22 protein-coding genes are annotated in these 21,278 nt (G+C 61.9%); 8 read left to right on the top strand and 14 right to left on the bottom strand.

Annotated elements, in window-relative coordinates; translation table 11 throughout:
* Positions 1-38: 38 nt before the first annotated feature.
* Positions 39-1,199 carry a Rieske 2Fe-2S domain-containing protein gene (locus ATN37_RS20140; RefSeq protein WP_003945847.1) on the top strand — a complete coding sequence of 387 codons (1,161 nt, stop codon included), beginning with the start codon at positions 39-41 and terminating at the stop codon, positions 1,197-1,199.
* Positions 1,200-1,201: 2 nt separating this feature from the next.
* Positions 1,202-1,573, top strand: coding sequence for a hypothetical protein (locus tag ATN37_RS20145; protein WP_007734099.1), 372 nt, complete (start codon positions 1,202-1,204; stop codon positions 1,571-1,573).
* A 73-nt stretch (positions 1,574-1,646) separates the two neighbouring features.
* On the opposite strand, the gene ATN37_RS20150 is transcribed toward ATN37_RS20145, so the two are convergent.
* From ATN37_RS20150 to ATN37_RS20180, 7 genes are all read right to left on the bottom strand, one after another.
* Positions 1,647-2,480 carry a hypothetical protein gene (locus ATN37_RS20150; RefSeq protein WP_003945441.1) on the bottom strand — a complete coding sequence of 278 codons (834 nt, stop codon included), beginning with the start codon at positions 2,478-2,480 and terminating at the stop codon, positions 1,647-1,649.
* Between the two features lie 197 nt (positions 2,481-2,677).
* On the bottom strand, positions 2,678-3,304 hold the full coding sequence (locus ATN37_RS20155; RefSeq protein WP_007734097.1) for a TetR/AcrR family transcriptional regulator: 627 nt from the start codon (positions 3,302-3,304) through the stop codon (positions 2,678-2,680).
* A 74-nt stretch (positions 3,305-3,378) separates the two neighbouring features.
* A complete protein-coding gene (locus tag ATN37_RS20160; RefSeq protein WP_218695544.1) occupies positions 3,379-4,635 on the bottom strand; it encodes an NAD(P)/FAD-dependent oxidoreductase in 1,257 nt (418 codons plus the stop codon).
* Complete coding sequence (locus ATN37_RS20165) at positions 4,635-4,826, bottom strand: rubredoxin (RefSeq protein ID WP_007734094.1); 192 nt, start codon at positions 4,824-4,826, stop codon at positions 4,635-4,637. The genes ATN37_RS20160 and ATN37_RS20165 overlap by 1 nt, the downstream gene beginning before the upstream one ends.
* A gap of 30 nt (positions 4,827-4,856) precedes the next feature.
* Positions 4,857-5,027, bottom strand: coding sequence for a rubredoxin (locus tag ATN37_RS20170; RefSeq protein WP_007734092.1), 171 nt, complete (start codon positions 5,025-5,027; stop codon positions 4,857-4,859).
* The gene (locus ATN37_RS20175) at positions 5,024-6,199 is read right to left on the bottom strand and encodes an alkane 1-monooxygenase (RefSeq protein WP_003945652.1); all 1,176 of its coding nucleotides are present in this window, start codon (positions 6,197-6,199) and stop codon (positions 5,024-5,026) included. Before ATN37_RS20175 ends, ATN37_RS20170 begins: the two co-directional genes overlap by 4 nt.
* 171 nt (positions 6,200-6,370) lie before the next feature.
* Positions 6,371-6,847, bottom strand: coding sequence for an HIT family protein (locus tag ATN37_RS20180; protein ID WP_054826824.1), 477 nt, complete (start codon positions 6,845-6,847; stop codon positions 6,371-6,373).
* A 140-nt stretch (positions 6,848-6,987) separates the two neighbouring features.
* Between ATN37_RS20180 and ATN37_RS20185 the strand changes: the two genes are divergently transcribed.
* A complete protein-coding gene (locus ATN37_RS20185; protein WP_136471578.1) occupies positions 6,988-8,595 on the top strand; it encodes an FAD-dependent monooxygenase in 1,608 nt (535 codons plus the stop codon).
* Here ATN37_RS20185 and ATN37_RS20190 read toward each other — a convergent pair.
* Genes ATN37_RS20190 through ATN37_RS20215 form a run of 6 tightly spaced genes read right to left on the bottom strand, consistent with a single transcriptional unit; the run spans position 8,582 to position 14,161 of the window.
* Positions 8,582-9,070: a VOC family protein gene (locus tag ATN37_RS20190; protein ID WP_058039232.1), complete on the bottom strand. Its 489-nt coding sequence runs from the start codon at positions 9,068-9,070 to the stop codon at positions 8,582-8,584. The two genes, ATN37_RS20185 and ATN37_RS20190, sit on opposite strands and share 14 nt — an antisense overlap.
* Complete coding sequence (locus ATN37_RS20195; protein WP_218695545.1) at positions 9,067-9,819, bottom strand: SDR family NAD(P)-dependent oxidoreductase; 753 nt, start codon at positions 9,817-9,819, stop codon at positions 9,067-9,069. Before ATN37_RS20195 ends, ATN37_RS20190 begins: the two co-directional genes overlap by 4 nt.
* A 3-nt stretch (positions 9,820-9,822) precedes the next feature.
* Positions 9,823-10,866, bottom strand: a complete 1,044-nt coding sequence (gene dmpG / locus ATN37_RS20200) for a 4-hydroxy-2-oxovalerate aldolase (protein WP_020906144.1) — start codon at positions 10,864-10,866, stop codon at positions 9,823-9,825.
* Positions 10,863-11,765 (bottom strand): acetaldehyde dehydrogenase (acetylating), encoded by a 903-nt coding sequence (locus tag ATN37_RS20205; protein ID WP_218695546.1) that lies wholly within the window; start codon positions 11,763-11,765, stop codon positions 10,863-10,865. Before ATN37_RS20205 ends, dmpG begins: the two co-directional genes overlap by 4 nt.
* Positions 11,766-11,773: 8 nt before the next feature.
* Positions 11,774-12,559 carry a 2-keto-4-pentenoate hydratase gene (locus ATN37_RS20210; protein ID WP_042449395.1) on the bottom strand — a complete coding sequence of 262 codons (786 nt, stop codon included), beginning with the start codon at positions 12,557-12,559 and terminating at the stop codon, positions 11,774-11,776.
* Between the two features lie 3 nt (positions 12,560-12,562).
* The gene (locus ATN37_RS20215; protein WP_218695547.1) at positions 12,563-14,161 is read right to left on the bottom strand and encodes an FAD-binding protein; all 1,599 of its coding nucleotides are present in this window, start codon (positions 14,159-14,161) and stop codon (positions 12,563-12,565) included.
* A 115-nt stretch (positions 14,162-14,276) separates the two neighbouring features.
* Here ATN37_RS20215 and kstD point away from each other — a divergent pair, with 115 nt between their 5' ends.
* The 3 genes from kstD (at position 14,277) to ATN37_RS20230 (ending at position 18,681) form a co-directional block, all read left to right on the top strand.
* The gene (kstD, locus tag ATN37_RS20220; RefSeq protein WP_007734077.1) at positions 14,277-16,001 is read left to right on the top strand and encodes a 3-oxosteroid 1-dehydrogenase; all 1,725 of its coding nucleotides are present in this window, start codon (positions 14,277-14,279) and stop codon (positions 15,999-16,001) included.
* Positions 15,991-16,848, top strand: coding sequence for a MaoC/PaaZ C-terminal domain-containing protein (locus tag ATN37_RS20225; protein WP_218695548.1), 858 nt, complete (start codon positions 15,991-15,993; stop codon positions 16,846-16,848). The genes kstD and ATN37_RS20225 overlap by 11 nt, the downstream gene beginning before the upstream one ends.
* A 69-nt stretch (positions 16,849-16,917) precedes the next feature.
* Entirely contained in the window at positions 16,918-18,681 is a 1,764-nt protein-coding gene (locus ATN37_RS20230) for a cholesterol oxidase substrate-binding domain-containing protein (RefSeq protein ID WP_007734073.1), read from the top strand.
* Positions 18,682-18,817: 136 nt separating this feature from the next.
* Here the strand turns inward: ATN37_RS20230 and ATN37_RS20235 are convergent, their stop codons facing one another.
* Positions 18,818-19,054 (bottom strand): hypothetical protein, encoded by a 237-nt coding sequence (locus ATN37_RS20235; protein WP_218695549.1) that lies wholly within the window; start codon positions 19,052-19,054, stop codon positions 18,818-18,820.
* Positions 19,055-19,538: 484 nt separating this feature from the next.
* On the opposite strand from ATN37_RS20235, the gene ATN37_RS20240 reads away from it, so the two are divergent.
* Both ATN37_RS20240 and ATN37_RS20245 read left to right on the top strand, forming a co-directional pair.
* Entirely contained in the window at positions 19,539-19,826 is a 288-nt protein-coding gene (locus tag ATN37_RS20240) for a MerR family transcriptional regulator (RefSeq protein ID WP_003945791.1), read from the top strand.
* 133 nt (positions 19,827-19,959) lie between these two features.
* Entirely contained in the window at positions 19,960-21,147 is a 1,188-nt protein-coding gene (locus ATN37_RS20245; protein WP_050794088.1) for a serine hydrolase, read from the top strand.
* Positions 21,148-21,278 lie beyond the last annotated feature (131 nt).

Raw genomic sequence — 21,278 nt, forward strand, 5'->3', positions numbered from 1 at the left:
CGTGTTCTACTAACAGCTAGAAGGGATGTGAGGTCACAATGGCGCAGATTCGCGAGATCGACGTCGGAACGGTGCAAACTCGTTTCGCCCGCGGTTGGCACTGCCTGGGTCTACTGAAGACCTTCAAGGACGGCAAACCGCACGCGATCGAGGCTTTCGGTACGAAGCTCGTGGTGTTCGCCGACAGCAAGGGCGACATCAAAGTTCTCGACGGATACTGCCGTCACATGGGTGGTGACCTCACACAAGGCGAGGTCAAGGGCGATTCCATCGCCTGCCCCTTCCACGACTGGCGCTGGGGCGGCAACGGCAAGTGCACCGGCATTCCTTATGCCCGCCGCGTGCCTCCGCTCGCACGCACCCGCGCGTGGACGACCCTCGAGCAGAACGGTCAGCTCTTCGTCTGGAACGACCCCGAGGGCAATCCGCCGCCCGAAGAGATCGTGATTCCTCGTATCGAGGGTGCGTACAGCGACGAATGGACCGACTGGACCTGGAACTCCATGGTCATCGAGGGGTCCAACTGCCGCGAGATCATCGACAACGTGGTCGACATGGCGCACTTCTACTACATCCACTACGCCTTCCCGACGTACTTCAAGAACGTCTTCGAAGGTGAGATCGCCACTCAGTACCTCAACACCACGGGCCGTCCCGACATCGGAATGGCCTCCCAGTACGGCGGCGACACGCTTCTTCGCTCCGAAGCTGCGTATTACGGACCGTCGTACATGGTCAATCCCCTGTGGAACAGCTACAGCGGATACGAGGTCGAGAGTGTTCTGATCAACTGCCACTACCCGATCAGCCCGGACTCGTTCGTGCTGCAGTGGGGCGTGACGGTGAAGAAGCCGACGGGTGTCTCCGACGAGATGGCCGACAAGTTGGCCGGCAAGTTCACCGAGGGCATCAGCGAGGGATTCCTGCAAGACGTCGCGATCTGGAAGAACAAGACCAAGATCGAGAATCCCCTTCTCTGCGAAGAAGACGGCCCCGTCTACCAGCTACGACGCTGGTACGAGCAGTTCTACGTGGACAAGGCCGACGTCACCGAGAAGATGACGCAGCGCTTCGAGTTCGAGGTGGACACCACCAAGGCAAACGAAGCCTGGCACGCCGAGGTCGAGGAAAACCTCGCACGCCAGAAGGCCGAGAAGGAAGCTGCAGCAGAAGCGGCAAAGAAGGAAGCAGAGGTCTAGTCGTGAGCGCCTCGATCGGAACCGACGCACGGTGGGCTCGTTGGGCCAAGGCACCGGACTTTGCCGGGCAAACGGAACGGCTCGAGGCGATCGCGGCCCAGACGATCGAGGACAAGCACGAATACCTCGACTCGGGTCTGCAGGAAGTCGACTGCAAGGCATGCGGCGCGTGTGTACTGGTTCGCAAGAACACGTACAAACACACCAGCGTGCAGTGGACTTCCGACCCGGCGCTGCGTTGCCACACCTTCAAAGAGGCAATTGCTTCCGGGCAGTCGACGGCATTGAAAGACGGATGCCCGAAACTGCACGACAGCATCGCCGACGCGGTTAGGGACGGCACCATCACGGTGCGTGATCCCGAGGTCAGCTGACCTGATTGTGCAGAACGAGGGCCGACCCACCACGGGTCGGCCCTCGTTTTACGTTCCAGCGCCTGCGCGTCCGTCAGGCAGGCGGTCGCACCTTTCGTGCAGCCACCGCGTAGACGTCGCTCGACGTGGTGAGAGAGTTCTTTCCGCTGGCCGCCGGCACTCCCCCGCGTAGATTCACGGCCCAGTTGAGCGCACCCAGCGGTCCACACCCGCTGGCTCCGGGCGCCGCAAACACCGCATCCGAATGTGGGACTGCCGGGAACACTGCACCGGGGAACTCACCGATAGGTTCCGACGGAGGGTTTCCGGTTGTGGTCAGGTGAAGGTTGATCGGATTCGAAACCGAACCGATGTAGCAATCGTCACCGAGCAAGGGATTAGACAGTTTCAATCGAACAGGCATGGTGAGTTCCTGCTCGAGAACCTTCAGATCCGGGACTCCCACCGATTCCACCGTCGCGCTGATCTGAGTCAGTCCCAGCGGAGTATCGATCCCGAGAGCACCTCCGGGTACCGAAATCGGATTGGAATAGACCCCGTTGGACCCGTCCTGCTTGGCGACGAACGTCTCGATGAAACTGTTGTCCGGCTGGGTCGCGTATTTCACTCCGCCCGCAACCTTGAGGCTTCCGTCCGGGATCGGCACCGAAAGTGCGCCCAATTTCATGGTCCCTCCGCGAACTACGACGCTGGCGCACGTCGTCACCTCGAGATCCTCGATCGGGCACGTGCCCCAACCGTCGAAGGTCAACGGATCAACCGCTGCCGCACCGGAGGAACCGAGCGATCCGCTGCCGGAAGACCCTGACGATGATTCGTCGGCAATTGCCACACCTGCACCGGCCATGACAAATGTTGCAACTAGCGCGACTGTCGACATCACTCGAGATTTGTTGCGGCTCTTCATCTTCGAATTCCTCCACCGTTGACGGAAATTCACGAGAGCCACCCCCTGCGGATCGCACCTCGATCTACGCCCGGCACGCTACCGAGAAGTGAGACGCGGATTCACACATAACGACGATATTTCCCACCAAAGAACTACGGCGATCACGCTCGATCGAACTTCCGTCCTAGCCCGGAAACCGTATCGATCCTGTCGGCTCAGTTCGGTTCGACTGTTCCCGAACCGATGACCTGATCGAGGAACGGCCCGAACATCTCCCCCAGGTTCTCGGCGATCTGATCGGGGGTACCGAAAGACAACGTCACGTGACTGATCGCCAGACGCACTATCGTGCTGCCGAACATCTCGGCATGGATGCGGTCGACGTTCGCCCAACTTGTCATGAAGATCTCGGCCAACCTCGCGCTCGCATGTTCGAGCAGCGGAGTCCCGTCGGTGGTGACCAAACTCAGCAGGTCGTGCTGCGGCCGGGGACCGACAATGCTGACCACCATCGGATCCCGGGCACCGGCGTCGAAGAAGGCACGAAATGCAGCCGAGACCGCGCCACGCGGATCCGAATGATGCAGCGTTACTTCGCGTTCCACTTCTTCGAGAAACTCGTCGACAAACCGGATGAGGTATCCGGACGCCAATCCCTGGCGAGACGTGAACTCCTTGTACAACGTCTGCCGGCTCATACCCGCAGCTTCCGCGATATGCGCCATCGTGATGTCGTTCCACGATTTCTCGGTCAAGAGTTCGCGTGTGGCGTCGAGCGCTGACGCACGGAGGAGTTGACGAGCTGCCTCGTGGTACGGGACACGGGCACGAGCGGTGGACATATCGGGAAGATTTCCATCGCCCGTGCTCGGTGTCAAAACGGTGGACACGCAAGCCACAGAAGTCACGAGTGCACTCAGAGCACCGGTGAGGCGACAAGACCCGCCGCAAGTTCGGTCAGATCCCTGTTTGTATCGGCAAGTACGTCGGCGCTGATGTCCGGCGAGCGTTCGATAAGGGTTCGGACGGCACGAATGTCCTTCGGCCGGCCCACGCTCACAGCACCGACGATATTTCCGTCGCGCATGCAGATCGCAGTGAAGTCATAGGAGTCCAAGTCTCCTCGAACAATCACGGTGTCGTCCGCGCCTGGCCAACCCGCTACTTGAATGTTGCGGCCGAATTGGTTCGACCAACTCCAAGGGACGGATTCGAAGGGTTCTTCCTTCCCGACGATGGTCTTGGCAACTGCAACTGCGTGGTCCTGCGCAGTGTTCCAGTGCTCACCACGGTGCATGCCGCCGAGAAAACCGTTGGGCACGTTGGCCACATCGCCGATCGCGTACACATTATCGACAGACGTCCTGAGGTATCCGTCTACCGAAATCCCGTTGTCCACCGCAATACCCGCAGCAGCAGCCACATCGGTATCGGGCAAGGATCCGATTGCGACGACGGCCAACTCCGCTGTCCACTCGCGTCCGTCACGCGCACGTGCGGTGACGCCGTCGGCACCCGTCGTGAGCGTCTCGAGGTCGACTCCCGTCTGCAAGGCGACGCCCGCCGAGGCGTGCAGCGCGGCGATCTTCTCCGCTATCGACGGTGGAAGCAGCCTGGACAGGGGCACCGGTTGCGCTTCGAGAACCTGCACACTGCAACCCAAGTCGCGTGCCGTTGACGCCACCTCCGATCCGATCAAGCCACCGCCGACCACCAGTAGCGAGGATCCTTCGATCAGCTGGGATTGCAAGCGTCGCATGTCTGCGATATCCCGAAGATAGTGAACGCGCTCGGAATCTTCGTTCTCCAACCGTCGGGACCGTCCACCCGTGGCAAGAATCAGAACGTCGTAGTCGATGCTGTCACCGTCGGCTAAAAGTACTGTGCGGGAATCTGTGTCGATACTCGTGACAGTTGCGCCGATCCGAAGATCGATACCCTGCTCGGTCCAGAAAGTCGACGGCCGCAACCGAACCCGATCGAACGACGCTTTCCCGGACAGTAGCTCCTTCGACAGCGCCGGGCGGCGGTACGGCTCCTCAGGTTCGCTGCCGATCAGGATGATGCTGCCGCCGAACCCTTCCTTGCGCAGGGCCTGCGCGGCAACGGAACCGGCGATGCCCGTGCCCACGATCACGACGGTGCGTGTGTCGGGCTCGCTGACCGCTGTCATCAGCGGTCCACCTCCACCATTTCGAAATCGACTTTGGCAGCACCACAATCAGGGCAAGACCAGTCTTCGGGAATCTCGTCCCAGCGAGTACCCGGCTCGATACCGTCGTCGGGCCAGCCGATCGCTTCGTCGTACTCGAACCCGCACTGGAGGCAGCGGAACAATTTGTAAGCAGTGGCAGTCTCGGACATCGGTTTTCCTTTCACCGGTGGGTATTTCGATCAGGATTGCGTGACGAGGGTGAAGTCGACCTTCTCGCGGACGCCGCAGTCGGGGCAGCACCAGTCGTCCGGGATACTCGACCACGGCGTGCCGGGCGGAAAGCCTTCTCGCGCAGCACCTGTCGATTCGGTGTACGTGTAGTCGCAGATCGGGCAGATGTAGGCGTTCATGCGTTCACCCCGTAGGCTGCGAGGATCTTGGCCCGCTTCTTCGGCGCGATGTTGACCTGGGTGATGTCACCTCGGTAGTGCTCGAGAACGCGGTGGTCCATCACCTTGCGCCACAGGGGCGGGACTGTGGCGAGCATGATCATGCTGGCGTAGCCGCTCGGGAGCTGAGGGGCCTCTTCCATACTGCGAAGCGCTTGGTAGCGCCGTGTCGGATTCGCATGATGATCGCTGTGCCGCTGCAAGTGATAAAGGAAGACGTTGGTGCAGATGCGATCACTGTTCCAGCTGTGCGCCGGCGTGCATCGCTCGTACCGTCCGCTTGCGGTTTTCTGACGTAGGAGTCCGTAGTGCTCGAGGTAGTTGATCGCTTCGAGCAGCGAAAACCCGATGAACGCCTGGATCACGAGGTACGGCGCGATGCCGATCCCGAACACTGCAAGCGCGACACCGAACAGAACAACCGACATGAGCCAGGCGTTGAGCACGTCGTTCTTGATGCTCCAGTGCGTGGTGCCCAAACGCTCGAAGCGGGTCTTCTCGAGATGCCACGCCGACTTCAATCCTCCGCCGACGCTGCGCGGCCAGAAACCGTAGAGGGTCTCACCGAAGCGCGAGGTCGCCGGATCTTCCGGAGTCGACACTCGCACATGGTGGCCACGGTTGTGCTCGAGGTAGAAGTGACCGTAAGCACTTTGTGCGAGAACGATTTTGGACAACCAGCGCTCGACGCTCTCCTTCTTGTGCCCGAGTTCATGGGCTGTGTTGATGCCGATTCCGGCCGTCACACCGATCGTCACTGCGAGTCCGATATTGGAGAGAACGCTCAAATCCCAACGCGCCCAGATGTAGCAGGACAGGAAGAAGGCCGTGTACTGCAGCGGCAGATAGGCGTAGGTGCACCACCGGTAGAAGCGGTCGTTCTCGAGTTCGTCGATCACCTCGTCGGGCGGATTCTTCCCGTCCTCACCCGCCAGGATGTCGATGACGGGAATGAGAGCAAACGCGATCAGTGGGCCGGTCCACCAGAAGACATTCCATCCGGTGGCGGTAACAAGCCCCACGGCGATGAAAGTTGCCGATGACGGAATCAGCGCCAACAGCCACAAGTAGCGTTTCCGGTCTCTCCAAGTTGCGAGCCGACCATCTGGCTCGGTGTACACCAACGCCGCCATCGAATTCTCCAGTTCTCGTTCGGATCAGTGAGTGCGTCCTGCGCGGTAATCCGCGACACGAACAACATCTATGTATAGAGAGTGGACAAATAATGGCGTTTTGTCAACGATTTTTGAGGTAAAAGTTTTACAAACACGCAGATTTGTACATCACTAGGATGTGGCGGCAGATCAGCGTTCAAGGAATCGAGGGCGCAAAAGTGCGCCGAAAGGCGCTCGCGCCTCAGGCGGAACGTAGGCCGCCTCGCCATGCCGGGAATACAGGTGGTCGTCCTCGTATCGCGGAAATACGTGGACGTGGTGGTGCCAGACGTCCTGGTTGCCCGCCGGTTCGTTGTGCTGCCGGGTCGAGACGCCGTCGCAGCCGTAGGCTTCACGAATTGCAACAGCCACGGCCTGAACCAGGTCGAAAACCGAGTGCCCGACGCTCGTGGGCAAAGTGTAGAGATTCTCGAAGTGCTCGATCGGCGACACAAGTACGTGGCCGGGGTTGCCCGGCCACCACTTCGGGGAAATCCGAGCGATTGCGTGGTCGGTTCGAGCAACCAGGTCGGTCGACGCGTTGTGCTCGTCGAACTCGCCCAGCGCGAAGCGACAGAACGGGCACCGGTACCCCGGCGGCTCATGATGCAACTCGCCTGCCTTCACGTCGCGATCTTCCCACGACCTCAACGTCTGCGACCCGTGTGGAAAGCCCCAAAATGCCCGATCTGCGCGAATTTCCCCAAAACAAAAGTTCGCGTACCCATACTTAAATGACCGACTGTCCCCGACGTGAGTGGGTCCTCATGGATACCGACGTATTGGTAGCGGGCGCCGGCCCGATCGGATTGACCACCGCGATCGAGCTGCGCAGACGCGGTATCTCCTGTCGAATAGTCGACCCCCTCGACGAACCGCGGCAATACGCGAAAGCAGTCGGGATTCAGCCACGCACTCTCGAACTCTTCGAGAACATGGGGGTGCTCCGCCAGGCACTCGACGCCTCGACATTGATGCGCGGTCAGATCATGTACACGAACGGCGTCGAGGTCGGCCGCGTCGACCTCACCCTCCCCGACGACGTTCCTTACTGGTTTCTCTGCCTGCCTCAGTACTCGACGGAGCGCATCCTCACCGAGCGCCTCACCGAGTTGGGAACAACCGTCGAACGCGGAGTCGGCCTCACTGCATTCGAACAGTCCGACGACGCCGTCACCTGCACCCTCAGCGACGGCAGCACTGTGACAGCCCGGTACCTGGTGGGTTCCGACGGCGCGCACAGCGTGGTCCGCAAAGGGCTGGGCCTGAGCTTCGAGGGCGGCGCGTTTGCCGAGAGCTACATGCTCGGCGACGTCGAAGTCGACTGGTCGATACCCAGCGGCTACTCCGTCCGCGCCAACCACACCGCCGACGACGGAACCACCGACGACCTACTCGTCTGCATCCCACTTCCCGGACACAAGCGGTACCGCATGTCGATGCTCGTTCCGGACGAGTTGATGCCGGACGAATCGTCGAACAAAGCCGCTGTACAACACGGTTTTTCAACCGGAAAGACACCTGAACTCCATCACATCCAGGCTGTGCTCGACAGACTGTCCCCAGAACCGACAACCGCCTCGATGCTGCGATGGTCCTCGGTCTTCCGCATCAGCCACCGCATCGTCGACGCTTACAGCCGCGGACGGGTTTTTGTCGCCGGCGACGCCGCGCACATCCATCCCCCGACTGGCGCGCAGGGCATGAACACCGGGATCCAGGACGCCCACAATCTTGCGTGGAAGATAGCGCTCGCCGTCAAAGGTGTTGCGAAAGCGGATCTTCTCGAGACCTACGACGCCGAAAGGCGGCCGGTCGGTGAAGAAGTCGTCGGGATGACGGTCCGAAATGCTCGAGAAGGAATCGGTTCGGGAGAGTCCTCCATCGACACGGCAATGCGGCGCCAGGCTCAATTGTTGATCGACTACTCGGAGAGTCCGCTGAACACCGGGCGTAATTCTTCGAGTCCACACGTTCAACCGGGCGAGCGTGCACCCGATGCACGCGGAATGCGCCGAGACGGTGTGCAGTATCCAATTCGGTTGTTCGACTTGCTGTCCGGAGTCGACCACACGTTACTGCTGACTTCGGACGGATCCGCGGAGAGCATCAACAGCTTGGAGAAGGTCGCCGACGCCGCAATTCGATCAGCGCACGGCTTGCTGGACGTCTACGCGATAGTGCCACCGGGAACCGTGACCGTCGACTCGCTGGTGCCGATCATCGAGGACAACGCCTCGCAACTGTGCGCCGCGTATGGGGTCGAAGGTACGGCGGCGCTGGTCATTCGCCCCGACGGCTACCTCGGATTCCGTGGTCACCCGGAGAACGTTTCCGACTACTTCACGAAAGTATTTGCCGTCAATCAGGAATGAGCGAAGCGAACATCAACCGAATCTCGGGCGAGAGCTTCATCAACTCGACGTATCCACCCAACGGCCCGGCATCGAGGTAGGAGAACTCCATGCCGACGCCCTCTACCCGACCTTGTTGCACCACCGACATTCCGCGACGCTCGGCCTCGAGCAACGTCGCCTCGTAATCGTCGGGAACCCAAGCCAGGTGATGAACTCCGACGCCGTGAGTCTCCAGGAATTCCGTGTACAGGTTGCGTCCAGACACTGGTTGGATCAGCTCGAGCTGTTGGCTGCCCGCATATCCGATCGACACGTGCACGACATAGTCTGCGGGCTCCCCGCGAAAGGTTGTGGTCTCGGGACCAAAGGCGATGTCTGGCATACGTAGCCATCGCTCCACTCCCCACTGCCGAGTGAACTCCTGTTCGGCGGCCTCGATGTCCTCGACCACCCAGCAGATCTGGAAGATCGGTCCCGAGACCAACGGGGTCATGCCATTTTTCCGTTGTCCACCGAGTAGACGGCCCCGTGTATCGCCGAGGCGTCGTCGGAGGCAACGAAAGCCACCATCTTCGCAACGTCCTCGGCTTCCATCAAGCCACGCGGCGAGGCAACCTTCATGACGAGGTCGAAGTCGACTCCGTCGGGGAAGGTGAATCCGGTGACTTGAGGAGTCATCATGCCGCCGGGGCAGATTGCGTTGACACGCAGAGACTTTCCGGTGTACTCCATCGCCATCGCTCGGGTCAGTCCGATGAGTCCGTGCTTGGCAGCGCAGTATCCAGCCGAGTACGCCTGCCCTTCCAGCCCCGCGATCGAGGAGACGTTGACTATGTTGCCGCCCCGCTCCAGCAAGTGCGGCAGTGCTGCTCGGGAAAGGAAGAACGGTCCGTTCAGATTGACCGCAAGGTCATGTGCCCATTCGGAATCCGCAATATCCGCCGTGTGACGAAGCGAGTGCGATCCCGCCACGTTGACGAGGATGTCGATACCACCGAGCGCGTCGACACACGCTTGCACCGCCGCATCACACTGAGCAGAATCCGAGACGTCCGTCGCTGCGTAACGACGCTCACCGTCCGTGCCGACCACCTCGACCATCGACTGCCGCAGCTTTTCCTTGTCACGGGCGATACCGAAAACCTGTGCGCCCCTGCGGTGGAGGAGCTCGGTGACGGCGCGCCCCAACCCTGAGGACGCGCCGGTCACCAAGGCCACTTTTCCGGCCAGTACGTCTGCCATGGCCTAGGAAGCCGCTGCTTCGCGCTGGAGTTCCAGCGCGATGTCGATCAACTGATCTTCCTGGCCGCCGACCAACTTGCGCTTGCCTGCGCGCACCAACAGTTCCGCGGACGACACTCCGTACCGCTCGGCCTGACGCTCGGCATGCTTGAGGAAGCTCGAGTACACGCCGGCGTAGCCCATCATCAGCGCTTGACGATCGAGCAGGCATTCCTGCGGCATTGCCGGGCGCACAACATCTTCGGCTGCATCGGCGATGGCGAAGAAGTCGATACCGGTCTTGACGCCGATCTTGTCGCAGACACCGACAAACGCCTCGACCGGGGCGTTGCCGGCGCCGGCACCGAACCGACGGGTACTACCGTCGATCTGCTTGGCTCCCGCACGAACTGCCGCAATGGAATTGGCGACGCCCAGGCCCAGGTTCTCGTGGCCGTGGAAGCCGACCTGAGCGTCGTTGCCGAGTTCCTGAACCAGCGCCTCGACGCGATCGGATACCTGCTCGAGTACCAGCGCGCCGGCCGAGTCGACCACGTACACACACTGGCAACCCGCGTCGGCCATGATGCGAGCCTGCTTGGCCAGCTTCTCCGGCGGAATCGAGTGAGCCATCATGAGGAATCCGACTGTTTCGAGTCCACGCTCACGCGCGAGACCGAAGTGCTGGATGGATACGTCTGCCTCGGTGCAGTGAGTTGCGATGCGGCAGATGGACGCACCGTTGTCCTGCGCGATGACGATGTCGTCCTTGATGCCCAACCCGGGCAGCATCAGGAAGGCGATCTTCGCGTTGGTCGCCGTCTCGACTGCAGCTTTGATCAGTTCCTGCTCGGGAGTCTTCGAAAAGCCATAGTTGAAGGAGGACCCGCCGAGGCCGTCGCCGTGAGTGACCTCGATGACCGGCACTCCGGCTCCGTCGAGCGCACCGACGATGGCCCGTACTTCTTCGACGGTGAACTGATGACGCTTGTGGTGGGAGCCGTCGCGCAGCGATGTGTCGGTGACGCGGATGTCCCAGCTCGAATCGAAATGAATCATGTCGCTCATGCCTTCACACTCAGAAGCTTCTGGGCGATTTCCTCGCCCACCTTGGTGGCTGCTGCCGTCATGATGTCGAGGTTGCCCGCGTACGGCGGCAGGAAATCGCCTGCGCCTTCGACCTCGACGAACGTGGTGACCGTTGCATAGCCACCGGAAACGACGCTCGGTTTGTCGAACTGCGGTTCGTTGAGCAACCGGTAGCCGGGCACGTACTGCTGGATGTCCTTGACGACGCGGTGAATGGAGTCGGTGATCGCGGCCTGATCGGCGTCTTCGGGGATAGCGCAAAAGATGGTGTCGCGCATGATCATCGGCGGGTCTGCGGGGTTGAGGATGATGATCGCCTTGCCGCGCTGTGCGCCACCGATGGTCTCGATACCGCGGCTGGTGGTCTTGGTGAACTCGTCGATGTTCGCGCGAGTTCCCGGGCCGGCGGACAACGATGCAACGGAGGCGACGATCTCGGCGTACGCCACGTCGACGACACGCGATACCGCGTAGACGATCGGAATGGTTGCCTGCCCACCGCAGGTGATCATGTTGACGTTGGGTGCGTCCAGGTGCTCACGCAGGTTCGCGGGCGGAACCACAGCCGGGCCGACCGCGGCCGGAGTCAGGTCGACGGCACGGATACCGGCGGCCTCGTAGCGTGGTGCTGCCTCGCGGTGCACGTATGCCGACGTCGCCTCGAAGACCAGGTCCGGTTTCTCCGCCTGGTTCAGCAACCAGTCGACGCCCTCGGTGGAGGTCTCGAGTCCCATCTTGCGGGCGCGCGCCAATCCTTCACTCTCGGGATCGATTCCGATCATCCATCGCGGTTCGAGCCACTCGGAACGCTGCAGTTTGTACAACAGATCGGTACTGATGTTTCCCGATCCGACGATCGCCACACTTGCCTTGGTCATGACTACTCCTACGTGAACTGAAGAGAGACGGAACCGAGGCCGCTGAACTCGGCTCGGAAGTTGTCGCCTGGATGAGCGTCGATCGCTCGCGTGCACGAACCCGGCAGAACGATGTCGCCGGCCTTGAGCCGAACTCCGAACGTGTCGACCTTCTGCGCCAACCACGCGACGGCGGTGACCGGGTTACCGAGAACCGCATCGCTGCGCCCCTCCGCAATCCGCTCGCCGTTGCAGGTCAGCACCGCGTCGATCGCCTTGATGTCGATGTCCGACGGGCGAACTCGTTCCTTGCCGAGAATGAACCCGGCGGAGGACGCGTTGTCCGCGATGGTGTCCGAGAGGCCGATCTTCCAGTCCTTGATCCGGCTGTCGATCAACTCGATGGACGGCGCATAGGCGACAGTGGCGTCGATGACGTCTTGTTCGGTGCACCCGGCGCCCGGCAGATCTGCTCCCAGAATGAAGGCGACCTCCACCTCGACGCGCGGGAAGCAGAAGCGCGACGTGTCGACCGGACGGTTCTCGAACTCTTCCATCTCGGCGAGCAGGTGACCGTAATCTGGCTCGTCGACGCCCATCATCTGCTGCATCGCCAGTGACGAGAGTCCGACCTTGTGTCCGACCACCTTTGCGCCACCGGCAACACGACGCCTGATGTTGATGAGCTGGATCTCGTAGGCGTCGACGACGTCGATGTCCGGATACGTGGCGATCAGCGGGCTGATCGGAGCGCGATCCCGTTCCGCCGAATCAAGATGGTCGGCAAGTTCGCCGCGGATCTGCGTCGAGAGCATCGTTCAGGCCTTTCCGACTGTGGAGAATGCGGCTGCGTGCTGACCGGCTCGTCGTCCGGAGAACACGCAGTCGGCGAGCGACAAGCCGCTCACATACGAGTTGGAACAGATACCGACCGCGGTACGGCCGGCGGCATACAGACCAGGGATACCCTCCCCGGCCTCGTTTTTCACCATGCCGGACGATTCGTCGACCACCAATCCACCGAGCGTGAGCATCGGGCACGGATTCATCATGTTGGGCTTGATCGAGACGTCGTACATCGTGAACGGCGCAGACAGTATCGGCCTGACGAAGTCCGACGGTTTACCCATCGGATCAGGTTGTCCGGCAGCGGCAGCGGAGTTGTGCGCGTCGACGGTGACTTGAAGGCCGGCGACGTCTATCCCCGCTTTGCGGGCGACCTCGGCAATGGTGTTGCCACGCACTGCAGTACGCATCATTCCGGTGGTCTGTACCCGCTGGAACCACATCGACTGGTCACTTATCTGCGATTTCGCTTCGCGAACGAGTTCGGAATCTGCCAGCAGCCAACCGATTCCGCTGCTCTTCTCCGCCATCGCCTGACCGAGAGCGGCACCGTAACGGGACTCGTCGACGATTCGCGCACCGGATTCACCCACCAAAATGGAACCGAGAAAAGCACTCGGCGGGACGATGAATCGCCAGGCGGACACATTGCCGAGCTTGTCGGTGGCTCCCCCGGCTTCGACACCGAGGTTGATGCCTTTGCCGTCGTCCCCGGACGTGCCGAGCGGGATACCGCCCTTGTAGGCGGGGGCATGGGTGCGCATCATCTCGCGATTGGACACGAAGCCGCCGGCGCTCAGGATCACGCCGCCGCGCGCCTGGATGCGAATCCGCTTGGCGTGCTTCTTCTCGATCTTCGCGATGAGTGCGTCGAGAATCGTGCGCAACTGCGGTGCGTAGACGCCGGGCTTGGAGGACAGGGACCCGAGCGTCGCGTGACGGCGACGAACTCCGGCAGGTGCGTCACGCAGCGTCAGTGCTTCGACGCCGAGCACCCGGCCGTCCTCGATGATCAGCCGGTCCGCTCGCGTCTGGCCGAGCAACTGGACGCCCTTCGCCTCCGCGGACTTCGCGAGCGGGCCGTACAGCATCTTTCCCGACGTGCCACGCCCCTTGGCGCGATGACCACGCGGAGCAGGTTTTGCGATGTCACGGAACCCGCCGGCCGATTCGCTACCCGAGAAGTAGAGGTAGTGCTTGTTGCTCGGGTACGACGTCTTGTACGGACAGAGTGAGGCTTCGAACGGCACGCCGTGACTGCGCAGCCAGTCGATCGACGCCGGGCTCTCGTCGACGAACCGGCGCAGAGTCTGCGGCGTCACCGCGTCACCGACCTCGCGGTTCAGGTAGGCGAGCATGGCTTCGGGACTGTCCTCGACACCGGCTTCCTTTTGAATCACGGTGCCGCCGCCGGCGTAGTAGATTCCTCCGGAAATCGTGCTGGCACCACCACCGAGTGCTCGGTCGATTGCCAAAACCGACGAACCGGCCGCTACAGCTTCGAGCGCCGCACTGGCGCCCGCCACACCGAACCCGACCACAAGGACGTCAACCGAAGTATCCCAGGTCACACCGCACCATCCTCAATCTCACTGCAACGTGTTTCGTTATCAATGACAACGTCCGGAAATACTTCCTGGCAGAAAGCATGGACTGACACCCCCATCATTCTATAACGTGTTCTACATGAGCAAGCAGGAATACGACATCGTCGTCGTCGGCAGTGGTGCCGCAGGTATGACAGCGGCCTTGACCGCAGCCCACCAGGGCTTGAGTGTGGTCATCGTGGAGAAAGCCGCCCACTACGGCGGATCGACCGCCCGTTCCGGTGGTGGGGTCTGGATCCCCAACAACGAGGCACTTCAAGCGGACGGTGTCACCGATACACCGGAGGCCGCACGTTCCTACCTGCACAGCATCATCGGCGACGTTGTCGCTCCCGAACGCATCGACACCTATCTCGAGCGCGGTCCCGAGATGCTCTCGTTCGTGTTGAAGAACAGCCCGCTCGAGCTGCAGTGGGTTCCCGGCTACTCCGACTACTACCCGGAAGCACCCGGCGGACGCCTCGGTGGCCGCAGTGTCGAGCCCACCCCGTTCGACGGCAACAAGTTGGGCGCCGACCGCAAGAACCTCGAGCCCGACTACGTCAAGGCCCCCAAGAACTTCGTCATCACCCAGGCCGACTACAAGTGGCTCAACCTGCTGATGCGCAATCCTCGCGGACCCCTGCGCGCCATGAAGGTCGGCATGCGATTCCTCGCAGCGAAGGCCACCAAGAAGGATCTGCTGGTTCGCGGCCAGGCACTGGTCGCCGGTATTCGACTCGGACTTCAGTCCGCCGGAGTACCCATCCTGCTGAACACCCCGCTGACCTCCCTGTACACCGAAGACGGCGCAGTTCGCGGCGTCAACGTCATCGTCGACGGCGAGGAGCAGGTCATCCGCGCTCGCCACGGAGTCGTGTTGGGATCCGGCGGATTCGAGCACAACAAGGAAATGCGTGAGAAGTACCAGCGCGCACCTATCGGCACCGAATGGACCGTCGGCGCGAAGGCAAACACCGGCGACGGTATCCGCGCAGGCCAAGAAGTGGGCGCTGCAGTCGATTTCATGGACGACGCCTGGTGGGGCCCGTCCATTCCGCTGACCGGCGGACCGTGGTTCGCTCTCTCCGAGCGCACCCTCCCGGGCTGCATGATGGTCAACATGTCGGGCAAGCGCTTCGGCAACGAGGCGGCTCCGTACGTCGAGGCGACCCATGCGATGTACGGCGGTGAGTACGGTCAGGGCGAGGGCCCCGGCGAGAACATCCCGACGTGGATGATTCTCGATCAGCGCTACCGCAACCGCTACACGTTTGCCGGTATCACTCCCCGCTCCCCCTTCCCCGGCCGCTGGCTCAAGGCCGGCATCGTGGTCAAGGCGGGAACCATCGCCGAATTGGCAGAGAAGACAGGGCTTCCCGTCGCATCGCTGACCGAAACCGTCGATCGGTTCAACGGCTTCGCGCGCAACGGCAAGGACGAGGACTTCGGACGCGGTGACAGTGGTTACGACGCGTACTACGGCGATCCCCGACTGAAGAACCCCAGCCTCGCCGAAATCAGCAAGGCTCCGTTCTACGCCATCAAGATGGTTCCGGGTGACCTCGGCACCAAGGGCGGAATCTGCACCGACGTCAACGGCCGAGCATTACGCGAAGACGGAAGCGTCATCGACGGCCTCTACGCGGCTGGCAACGCGAGCGCTCCGGTCATGGGCCACACCTACGCCGGACCAGGCGCGACCATCGGTCCCGCAATGACTTTCGGTTACTTGGCCGTACTCGACATCGTCGAGCGTGCGAAGAAGGCCGAGACAACCGAAGCACCTGCAGCTGAAAAGACGGCGGTCGACCATGCCAATTGATCCGAAGATCGCACTCGGCGCCGAGCTTGCGCCACAAGAGTTCTCGTGGACCCCGTCGGACGTGCAGCACTACCACTTGGCATTGGGGGCAGGTGCTCGTCCGCTTCATCCGAACGAGCTTCGATACCTCGACGACGAAAAGCCTCAGGTACTACCCACCTTTGCCACCGTCGCCGCCAACTTCCACGCCACCGAAGCACCGAAGGTGTCGTTCCCCGGCGTCGAAATCGATCTGGCGAAGGTAGTCCACGGGAGCCAGGAAGTCACTGTCCATCAGCCGATCCCGGCAAGTGGAAGTGGCCGCACTACAACTCGAATCGCCGAGGTCTGGGACAAGGGCAAGGCCGCGGTGATCGTGCAGGAATCCGTCACGGTTGACGCCGAGGGCAACCCGCTGTGGACAGCTCGCTCGTCCATTTTCGCCCGCGGCGAGGGTGGTTTCGGGGGTGAACGTGGTCCGTCGGAGTCGATTACGCTTCCGGATCGCGAAGCAGATGAGACAGTGGTGACGCCTGTGCTTCCACAGCAGGCTTTGCTGTACCGGATGTGTGGTGATCGGAATCCGTTGCACTCGGATCCGCAATTCGCCTCCGCGGCAGGCTTTCCAGCGCCTATCCTGCATGGACTGTGTACTTACGGAATGGTCTGCAAGACCGCAGTGGATACCATGCTCGACGGCGACAGCAGTCGGGTAGCCGGATTTCGGGCCCGCTTTGCCGGGGTCGTATTTCCCGGCGAGAACTTGAGTATCCAGATCTGGAAAGACAATGGGCGACTCCTGATCTCAGCTTCTGTACTGGAGCGCGAAGCTCCTGCCCTGGCTGACGTAGTTCTCACTCTTGTCTGATACCAACCTGTCTGATACCCACCTGTTAGAACTCACCGTAGTTCTCGAACCCGATGGAGTAGCCCGAAGATGACGGCACAAGACGAAAAGTTCCGACTGTCCCGACGAGGTTTCATGGCCGCTGGAGCCGGCGCCGTGGCAGCGACCGCATTCGCCGGCTGGACGCCGGCCTACGCCGTCCCCGCCGGCTCTTCCGGCTCCGCGGGTGGTCCTGTCTCCACCCTCACGCCGCCGCCTGCCTTCCCCGAAGGCATCGCGCTGTACCAGCAGGCATATCAGAACTGGTCCAAGGAGATCATGCTCGACGCGATCTGGACCTGTTCGCCCAAGACGCCCGAAGACGTAGTCCGCCTCGCGAACTGGGGCCATGCCAACGGCTACACCATTCGTCCCCGCGGTGCCATGCACGGCTGGACGCCGCTGACCATCGTCAACGGTGCGCCGGTCGACAAGGTCATCCTCGCCGACACCACGGTCCACCTCACCGGAGTCTCCGTCAACGCCGGTGGCAGCCCAGCCACCGTCACCGCAGGACCCGGCGCGACCCTCGACGCCATCACGACCGCACTGCAGGCACAGGGCCTCGGGTTCGCGAACCTGCCGGCGCCGGGTGTGTTGACCATTGCCGGCTGCCTCGCCGTCGACGCTCACGGCGCAGCGCTCCCCGCCGAAGGCGAAGCACACGTTCCCGGACAGACTTTCGGCTCACTCTCCAACCTCGTCACGTCCCTGACCGCAGTGGTCTGGAACGGCAGCGAGTACGCGCTGAAGACGTATGCACGTAGCGACGCGGCGATCAAGCCGCTGCTGACTCACCTCGGACGCACCTTCCTCACCTCCGTCACCTTGCAGGCCGCCCCCAATTACCGCATGCGCTGCGTCAGCCACACCGACATCGGTTGGCAGGAACTCTTCGGCGCCCGCGGAGCGTCCGGACGCACCTTCGAGAAGTTCGTCCGCGAAAACGGTCGCGCAGAAGCAATCTGGTACCCCTTCACCGAACGCCCGTGGATGAAGGTGTGGTCACTTGCCCCCACCAAGCCGCCGTTCTCGCGTGAGGTGACCGGACCGTACAACTACATCTTCTCCGACAACCTCCCGGAGCCGGTCACCGACATGATCGGCCAGATCAACTCCGGAAACCCGGGCATCGCACCGGCATTCGGGCAGATCATGTACGCCACCACCGTTGCCGGACTCGCCGCGACGTTCTCCAACGACCTGTGGGGATGGTCCAAGGACGTCCAGTTCTACATCCGGGCCACCACCCTTCGTCTGACCGAGGGCGGCGGAGCCGTCATCACCTCGCGCGCCAACATCGGCCAGGTCATCCACGACTTCACCCAGTGGTTCAACGGTCGCATGGAGTACTACCGCTCCATCGGACAGTTCCCCCTCAACGGCCCCGTCGAAATCCGTTGCTGCGGCCTCGATCAACCGTCGGATGTCGAGGTCGACTCGGCAGGCGCCCCCACCATCTCGGCCATGCGCCCGCGCCCCGACCATCCGGAATGGGACACCGCCATCTGGCTCAACGTCCTCGGCGTCCCCGGAACCCCCGGCATGTTCGCGTTCTACCGCGAAATGGAACAGTGGATGCGTAATCACTACAACAACAACGACGCCACCTTCCGCCCCGAGTGGTCCAAGGGCTGGGCGTTCGGCCCCGACAAGCCGTACACCGACACCCCGATCATCACCCAGGGCCTCCCCCAAACCTACCGCGACGGCGTCCCATCGAGCGACAACTGGGACACCGCCAACGCCGCATTCAACGCGTTGGATCCGCACAAGGTCTTCAGCAACACCTTCCTGGACCAGTTGCTGCCTTGAGGTTCAAGTACTGAGCGCACACTCTGACAACTCGACGGTCGTCGCCACTCCCCTTACTTTCGGGAGTGCGGCGGCCGTCGTGCGTTGCAGTGAGCGGGATGAAGGAGTCCCCCCGCATCCCGACGAGGCAGCTGCCTCAATCGCGATCAGGATGGATCGCCTCGTGCATACTTTCCACTGCCCTGGCGTGAGTTGAGAGCTCGGACCGAGCCGACCGAATCGTGGCGCTGTCGCTGCGTGCCCCCGGCTCGGACGACGACGAGTCCTCTCCGGGGTTCGGCGCGCCACCAGCTGGATGCTCGGAGGAGCCGGTGCGCTCTTCCCTCTCCACGCGGGCGCGCAACAACGACTCGGACTTCGGGGTATTTCGCATCGGAGCATTGTCCCAGATCCATCTCCTATGACTCACATTGAGCGCTCTCACCCCCGGCGACCAGGCCGTTCCTGAATATCAACACCTAGAATGTTCGCAACAAAATATCTACAGCGGTCAGGGTAGACATTCTCGCGAGGCTGTTGTATCTTTTTTCTCGTAGCAAGGAACGAGTCAAGAGATGCGGGAGAGATGAACTACCCGCAAGCAGTACCGCAGGGCAGGGACGTGCCGGGGCCGAATTCGTGTGTGAGTGTGTAGTCGGACCCGGCACCCCCCTTCAAAGCGGCTACCGGATGTCTTGTGCGAGTCCGGAAGTTCGAAAGAATGCAGTTATGTAAGTAAGTTCAACCCCATCCGGCCCCCGGCGCTCCTCGCGCCGGGGGCCCCGTCCGTTCAGCGAAAGAAGCGAGCCATTCCGGCAGATACACCACCGGGGGACCCCTCCGGCAGATTCGACGACGAGAACTATCCTGCGTACAGCATGGGACATGCGGCCGAGATCCTCGGTGTCAGGCAAGCTTTCCTTCGTAGCCTCGATGCCGCGAAACTGCTTACCCCACAACGCTCTGAGGGCGGACATCGCCGCTACTCCCGCTACCAGCTGCGCATCGCAGCCCGCGCGCACGAACTCGTAGCCAACGGCACGGCGCTCGACGCTGCTTGCCGCATCATCATCCTCGAAGACCAACTCACCGAAGCCCGTCGCATCAACGCCGAGCTTCAGCAAGCGCAGGACCTGCGAGAGGAACCGGACGCGGCACCCGAATGAGGACTGCACTGGAACAGCAGTTGCGCCTATACGGTCGATCTGACCCCTCCTCCTTCCAACTGCGGTAAATTCGGCCAATTGGGACATTGCTCGGCGTCGGTTGCTCGATTTCCACATCGAAGGGATCGCAGGCATGACTTCCTCCCACCACCGCGCTCGGGTGCGGCTGTCTGCTCTGTCGATCGCCTTGACCGTTGCCATTGCAACCGCTGCGTGCAGTTCCGACGATGACTCCGCAACAAACACGGGCAGCGCCTCTCCCAGCACCTCGAGCAGTCGGGAATCCACCGAGATCACGGACATCGTCCGCCGCCAAGTGGCCGACTTGGGCCTCAGTGCCGCTGTGTTCGGGGTGTGGCGAGGCGACGACGAAGTTGCTCTCGGCGCCGTCGGAGAGTCCCCTGTCGGAGTTCCGGCGACAACCGACATGCAGTTGCGCGTCGGCCAACCGATGGAACCGATGCTCTCGACAGTCCTGCTGCAACTCGACGAAGAGGGAACGCTTCCCCTCGATCAACCGATCGCGAAGTGGGAACCGAACTTTCCACGCGCAGACACCATCACTCCGCGAATGCTGGCCAACAGCACGTCGGGCATCTCCGACTACGTGACCGATCCACAGTTCCTCAAACTCTTCACGGACAACCCGATGAAGGGCTGGACTTCTCGAGAGATCCTGGATCTTGCCAACTCCCGCCCGCCGTTGTTCGAACCCGGCACCAGTTGGGCGTACGCGCACAGCGACCTGACGCTGCTCGGCGACGTCATGGAGAAAGCGACTGGAAAACCGCTGGGCGAACTACTTCAGCAGCGCGTCTTCGATCCACTCGGGATGGATCACAGCAGCGTTGTACTCACGTCGCAGATGGACGAACCGATCCTGCACGGTTACACCAATGAACGTGGAGTATTCGAAGACTCCACTTTCTGGAATCCGACGGCGTTCCTGCACAGCGGAAACATGAACGCGCCTGTCGCCGACGTCGGAAAGTGGGTGCGCGCGCTGGGAACGGGAGAGTTACTCTCCGACAAGGCTTTCGAGCAGCAGATGGCGCCGACGACTGCGGGCTTGGGAAGTATGACGGCGGACAAGTTCTTTTCCTTCGGGACCGGGCACCTCGACGGCTGGCTGGTGATGAACCCGTCGTACGGCGGTTACAACGGTCTCGCGCTCTACTACCCCGATTCGAAGACGACGATCGTCGTCTACGCCACACTCGGGCCGACAACCAACGCGGACCTCAACAACGCCGTGTCGATGGGGAAGGAGATCGGAACCCTCCTCGAGCCGGATCACCCGCCGCAGGTACCGACGCCGTGACGCCCCACACACGCTGGTAGTAAACAGCGCCGGTCGGCAACTTCCTGTTTACGCACGGATTACCTCCAGGACTTATCGCCCCATCACCATTCTCTTCAGTACCGAACGAAACGCGTCGGACCGCGGGTTGT

Source organism: Rhodococcus sp. MH15, assembly GCF_019266045.1.
Lineage (GTDB): Bacteria > Actinomycetota > Actinomycetes > Mycobacteriales > Mycobacteriaceae > Rhodococcus_F > Rhodococcus_F qingshengii.

Excerpts from the sequence above, each read along its gene's own strand:
- ATN37_RS20195 (WP_218695545.1), bottom strand. The coding sequence starts at position 9,819 with ATGGCAGACGTACTGGCCGGAAAAGTGGCCTTGGTGACCGGCGCGTCC.
- ATN37_RS20175 (WP_003945652.1), bottom strand. The coding sequence starts at position 6,199 with ATGGCGGCGTTGGTGTACACCGAGCCAGATGGTCGGCTCGCAACTTGG.
- ATN37_RS20190 (WP_058039232.1), bottom strand. The coding sequence starts at position 9,070 with ATGACCCCGTTGGTCTCGGGACCGATCTTCCAGATCTGCTGGGTGGTC.
- ATN37_RS20170 (WP_007734092.1), bottom strand. The coding sequence starts at position 5,027 with ATGAACGCCTACATCTGCCCGATCTGCGACTACACGTACACCGAATCG.
- ATN37_RS20160 (WP_218695544.1), bottom strand. The coding sequence starts at position 4,635 with ATGACAGCGGTCAGCGAGCCCGACACACGCACCGTCGTGATCGTGGGC.
- dmpG (WP_020906144.1), bottom strand. The coding sequence starts at position 10,866 with ATGAGCGACATGATTCATTTCGATTCGAGCTGGGACATCCGCGTCACC.
- kstD (WP_007734077.1), top strand. The coding sequence starts at position 14,277 with ATGAGCAAGCAGGAATACGACATCGTCGTCGTCGGCAGTGGTGCCGCA.
- ATN37_RS20235 (WP_218695549.1), bottom strand. The coding sequence starts at position 19,054 with ATGCGAAATACCCCGAAGTCCGAGTCGTTGTTGCGCGCCCGCGTGGAG.
- ATN37_RS20210 (WP_042449395.1), bottom strand. The coding sequence starts at position 12,559 with ATGCTCTCGACGCAGATCCGCGGCGAACTTGCCGACCATCTTGATTCG.
- ATN37_RS20165 (WP_007734094.1), bottom strand. The coding sequence starts at position 4,826 with ATGTCCGAGACTGCCACTGCTTACAAATTGTTCCGCTGCCTCCAGTGC.
- ATN37_RS20155 (WP_007734097.1), bottom strand. The coding sequence starts at position 3,304 with ATGTCCACCGCTCGTGCCCGTGTCCCGTACCACGAGGCAGCTCGTCAA.
- ATN37_RS20205 (WP_218695546.1), bottom strand. The coding sequence starts at position 11,765 with ATGACCAAGGCAAGTGTGGCGATCGTCGGATCGGGAAACATCAGTACC.
- ATN37_RS20150 (WP_003945441.1), bottom strand. The coding sequence starts at position 2,480 with ATGAAGAGCCGCAACAAATCTCGAGTGATGTCGACAGTCGCGCTAGTT.
- ATN37_RS20185 (WP_136471578.1), top strand. The coding sequence starts at position 6,988 with ATGGATACCGACGTATTGGTAGCGGGCGCCGGCCCGATCGGATTGACC.
- ATN37_RS20140 (WP_003945847.1), top strand. The coding sequence starts at position 39 with ATGGCGCAGATTCGCGAGATCGACGTCGGAACGGTGCAAACTCGTTTC.
- ATN37_RS20225 (WP_218695548.1), top strand. The coding sequence starts at position 15,991 with ATGCCAATTGATCCGAAGATCGCACTCGGCGCCGAGCTTGCGCCACAA.
- ATN37_RS20230 (WP_007734073.1), top strand. The coding sequence starts at position 16,918 with ATGACGGCACAAGACGAAAAGTTCCGACTGTCCCGACGAGGTTTCATG.
- ATN37_RS20245 (WP_050794088.1), top strand. The coding sequence starts at position 19,960 with ATGACTTCCTCCCACCACCGCGCTCGGGTGCGGCTGTCTGCTCTGTCG.
- ATN37_RS20240 (WP_003945791.1), top strand. The coding sequence starts at position 19,539 with ATGGGACATGCGGCCGAGATCCTCGGTGTCAGGCAAGCTTTCCTTCGT.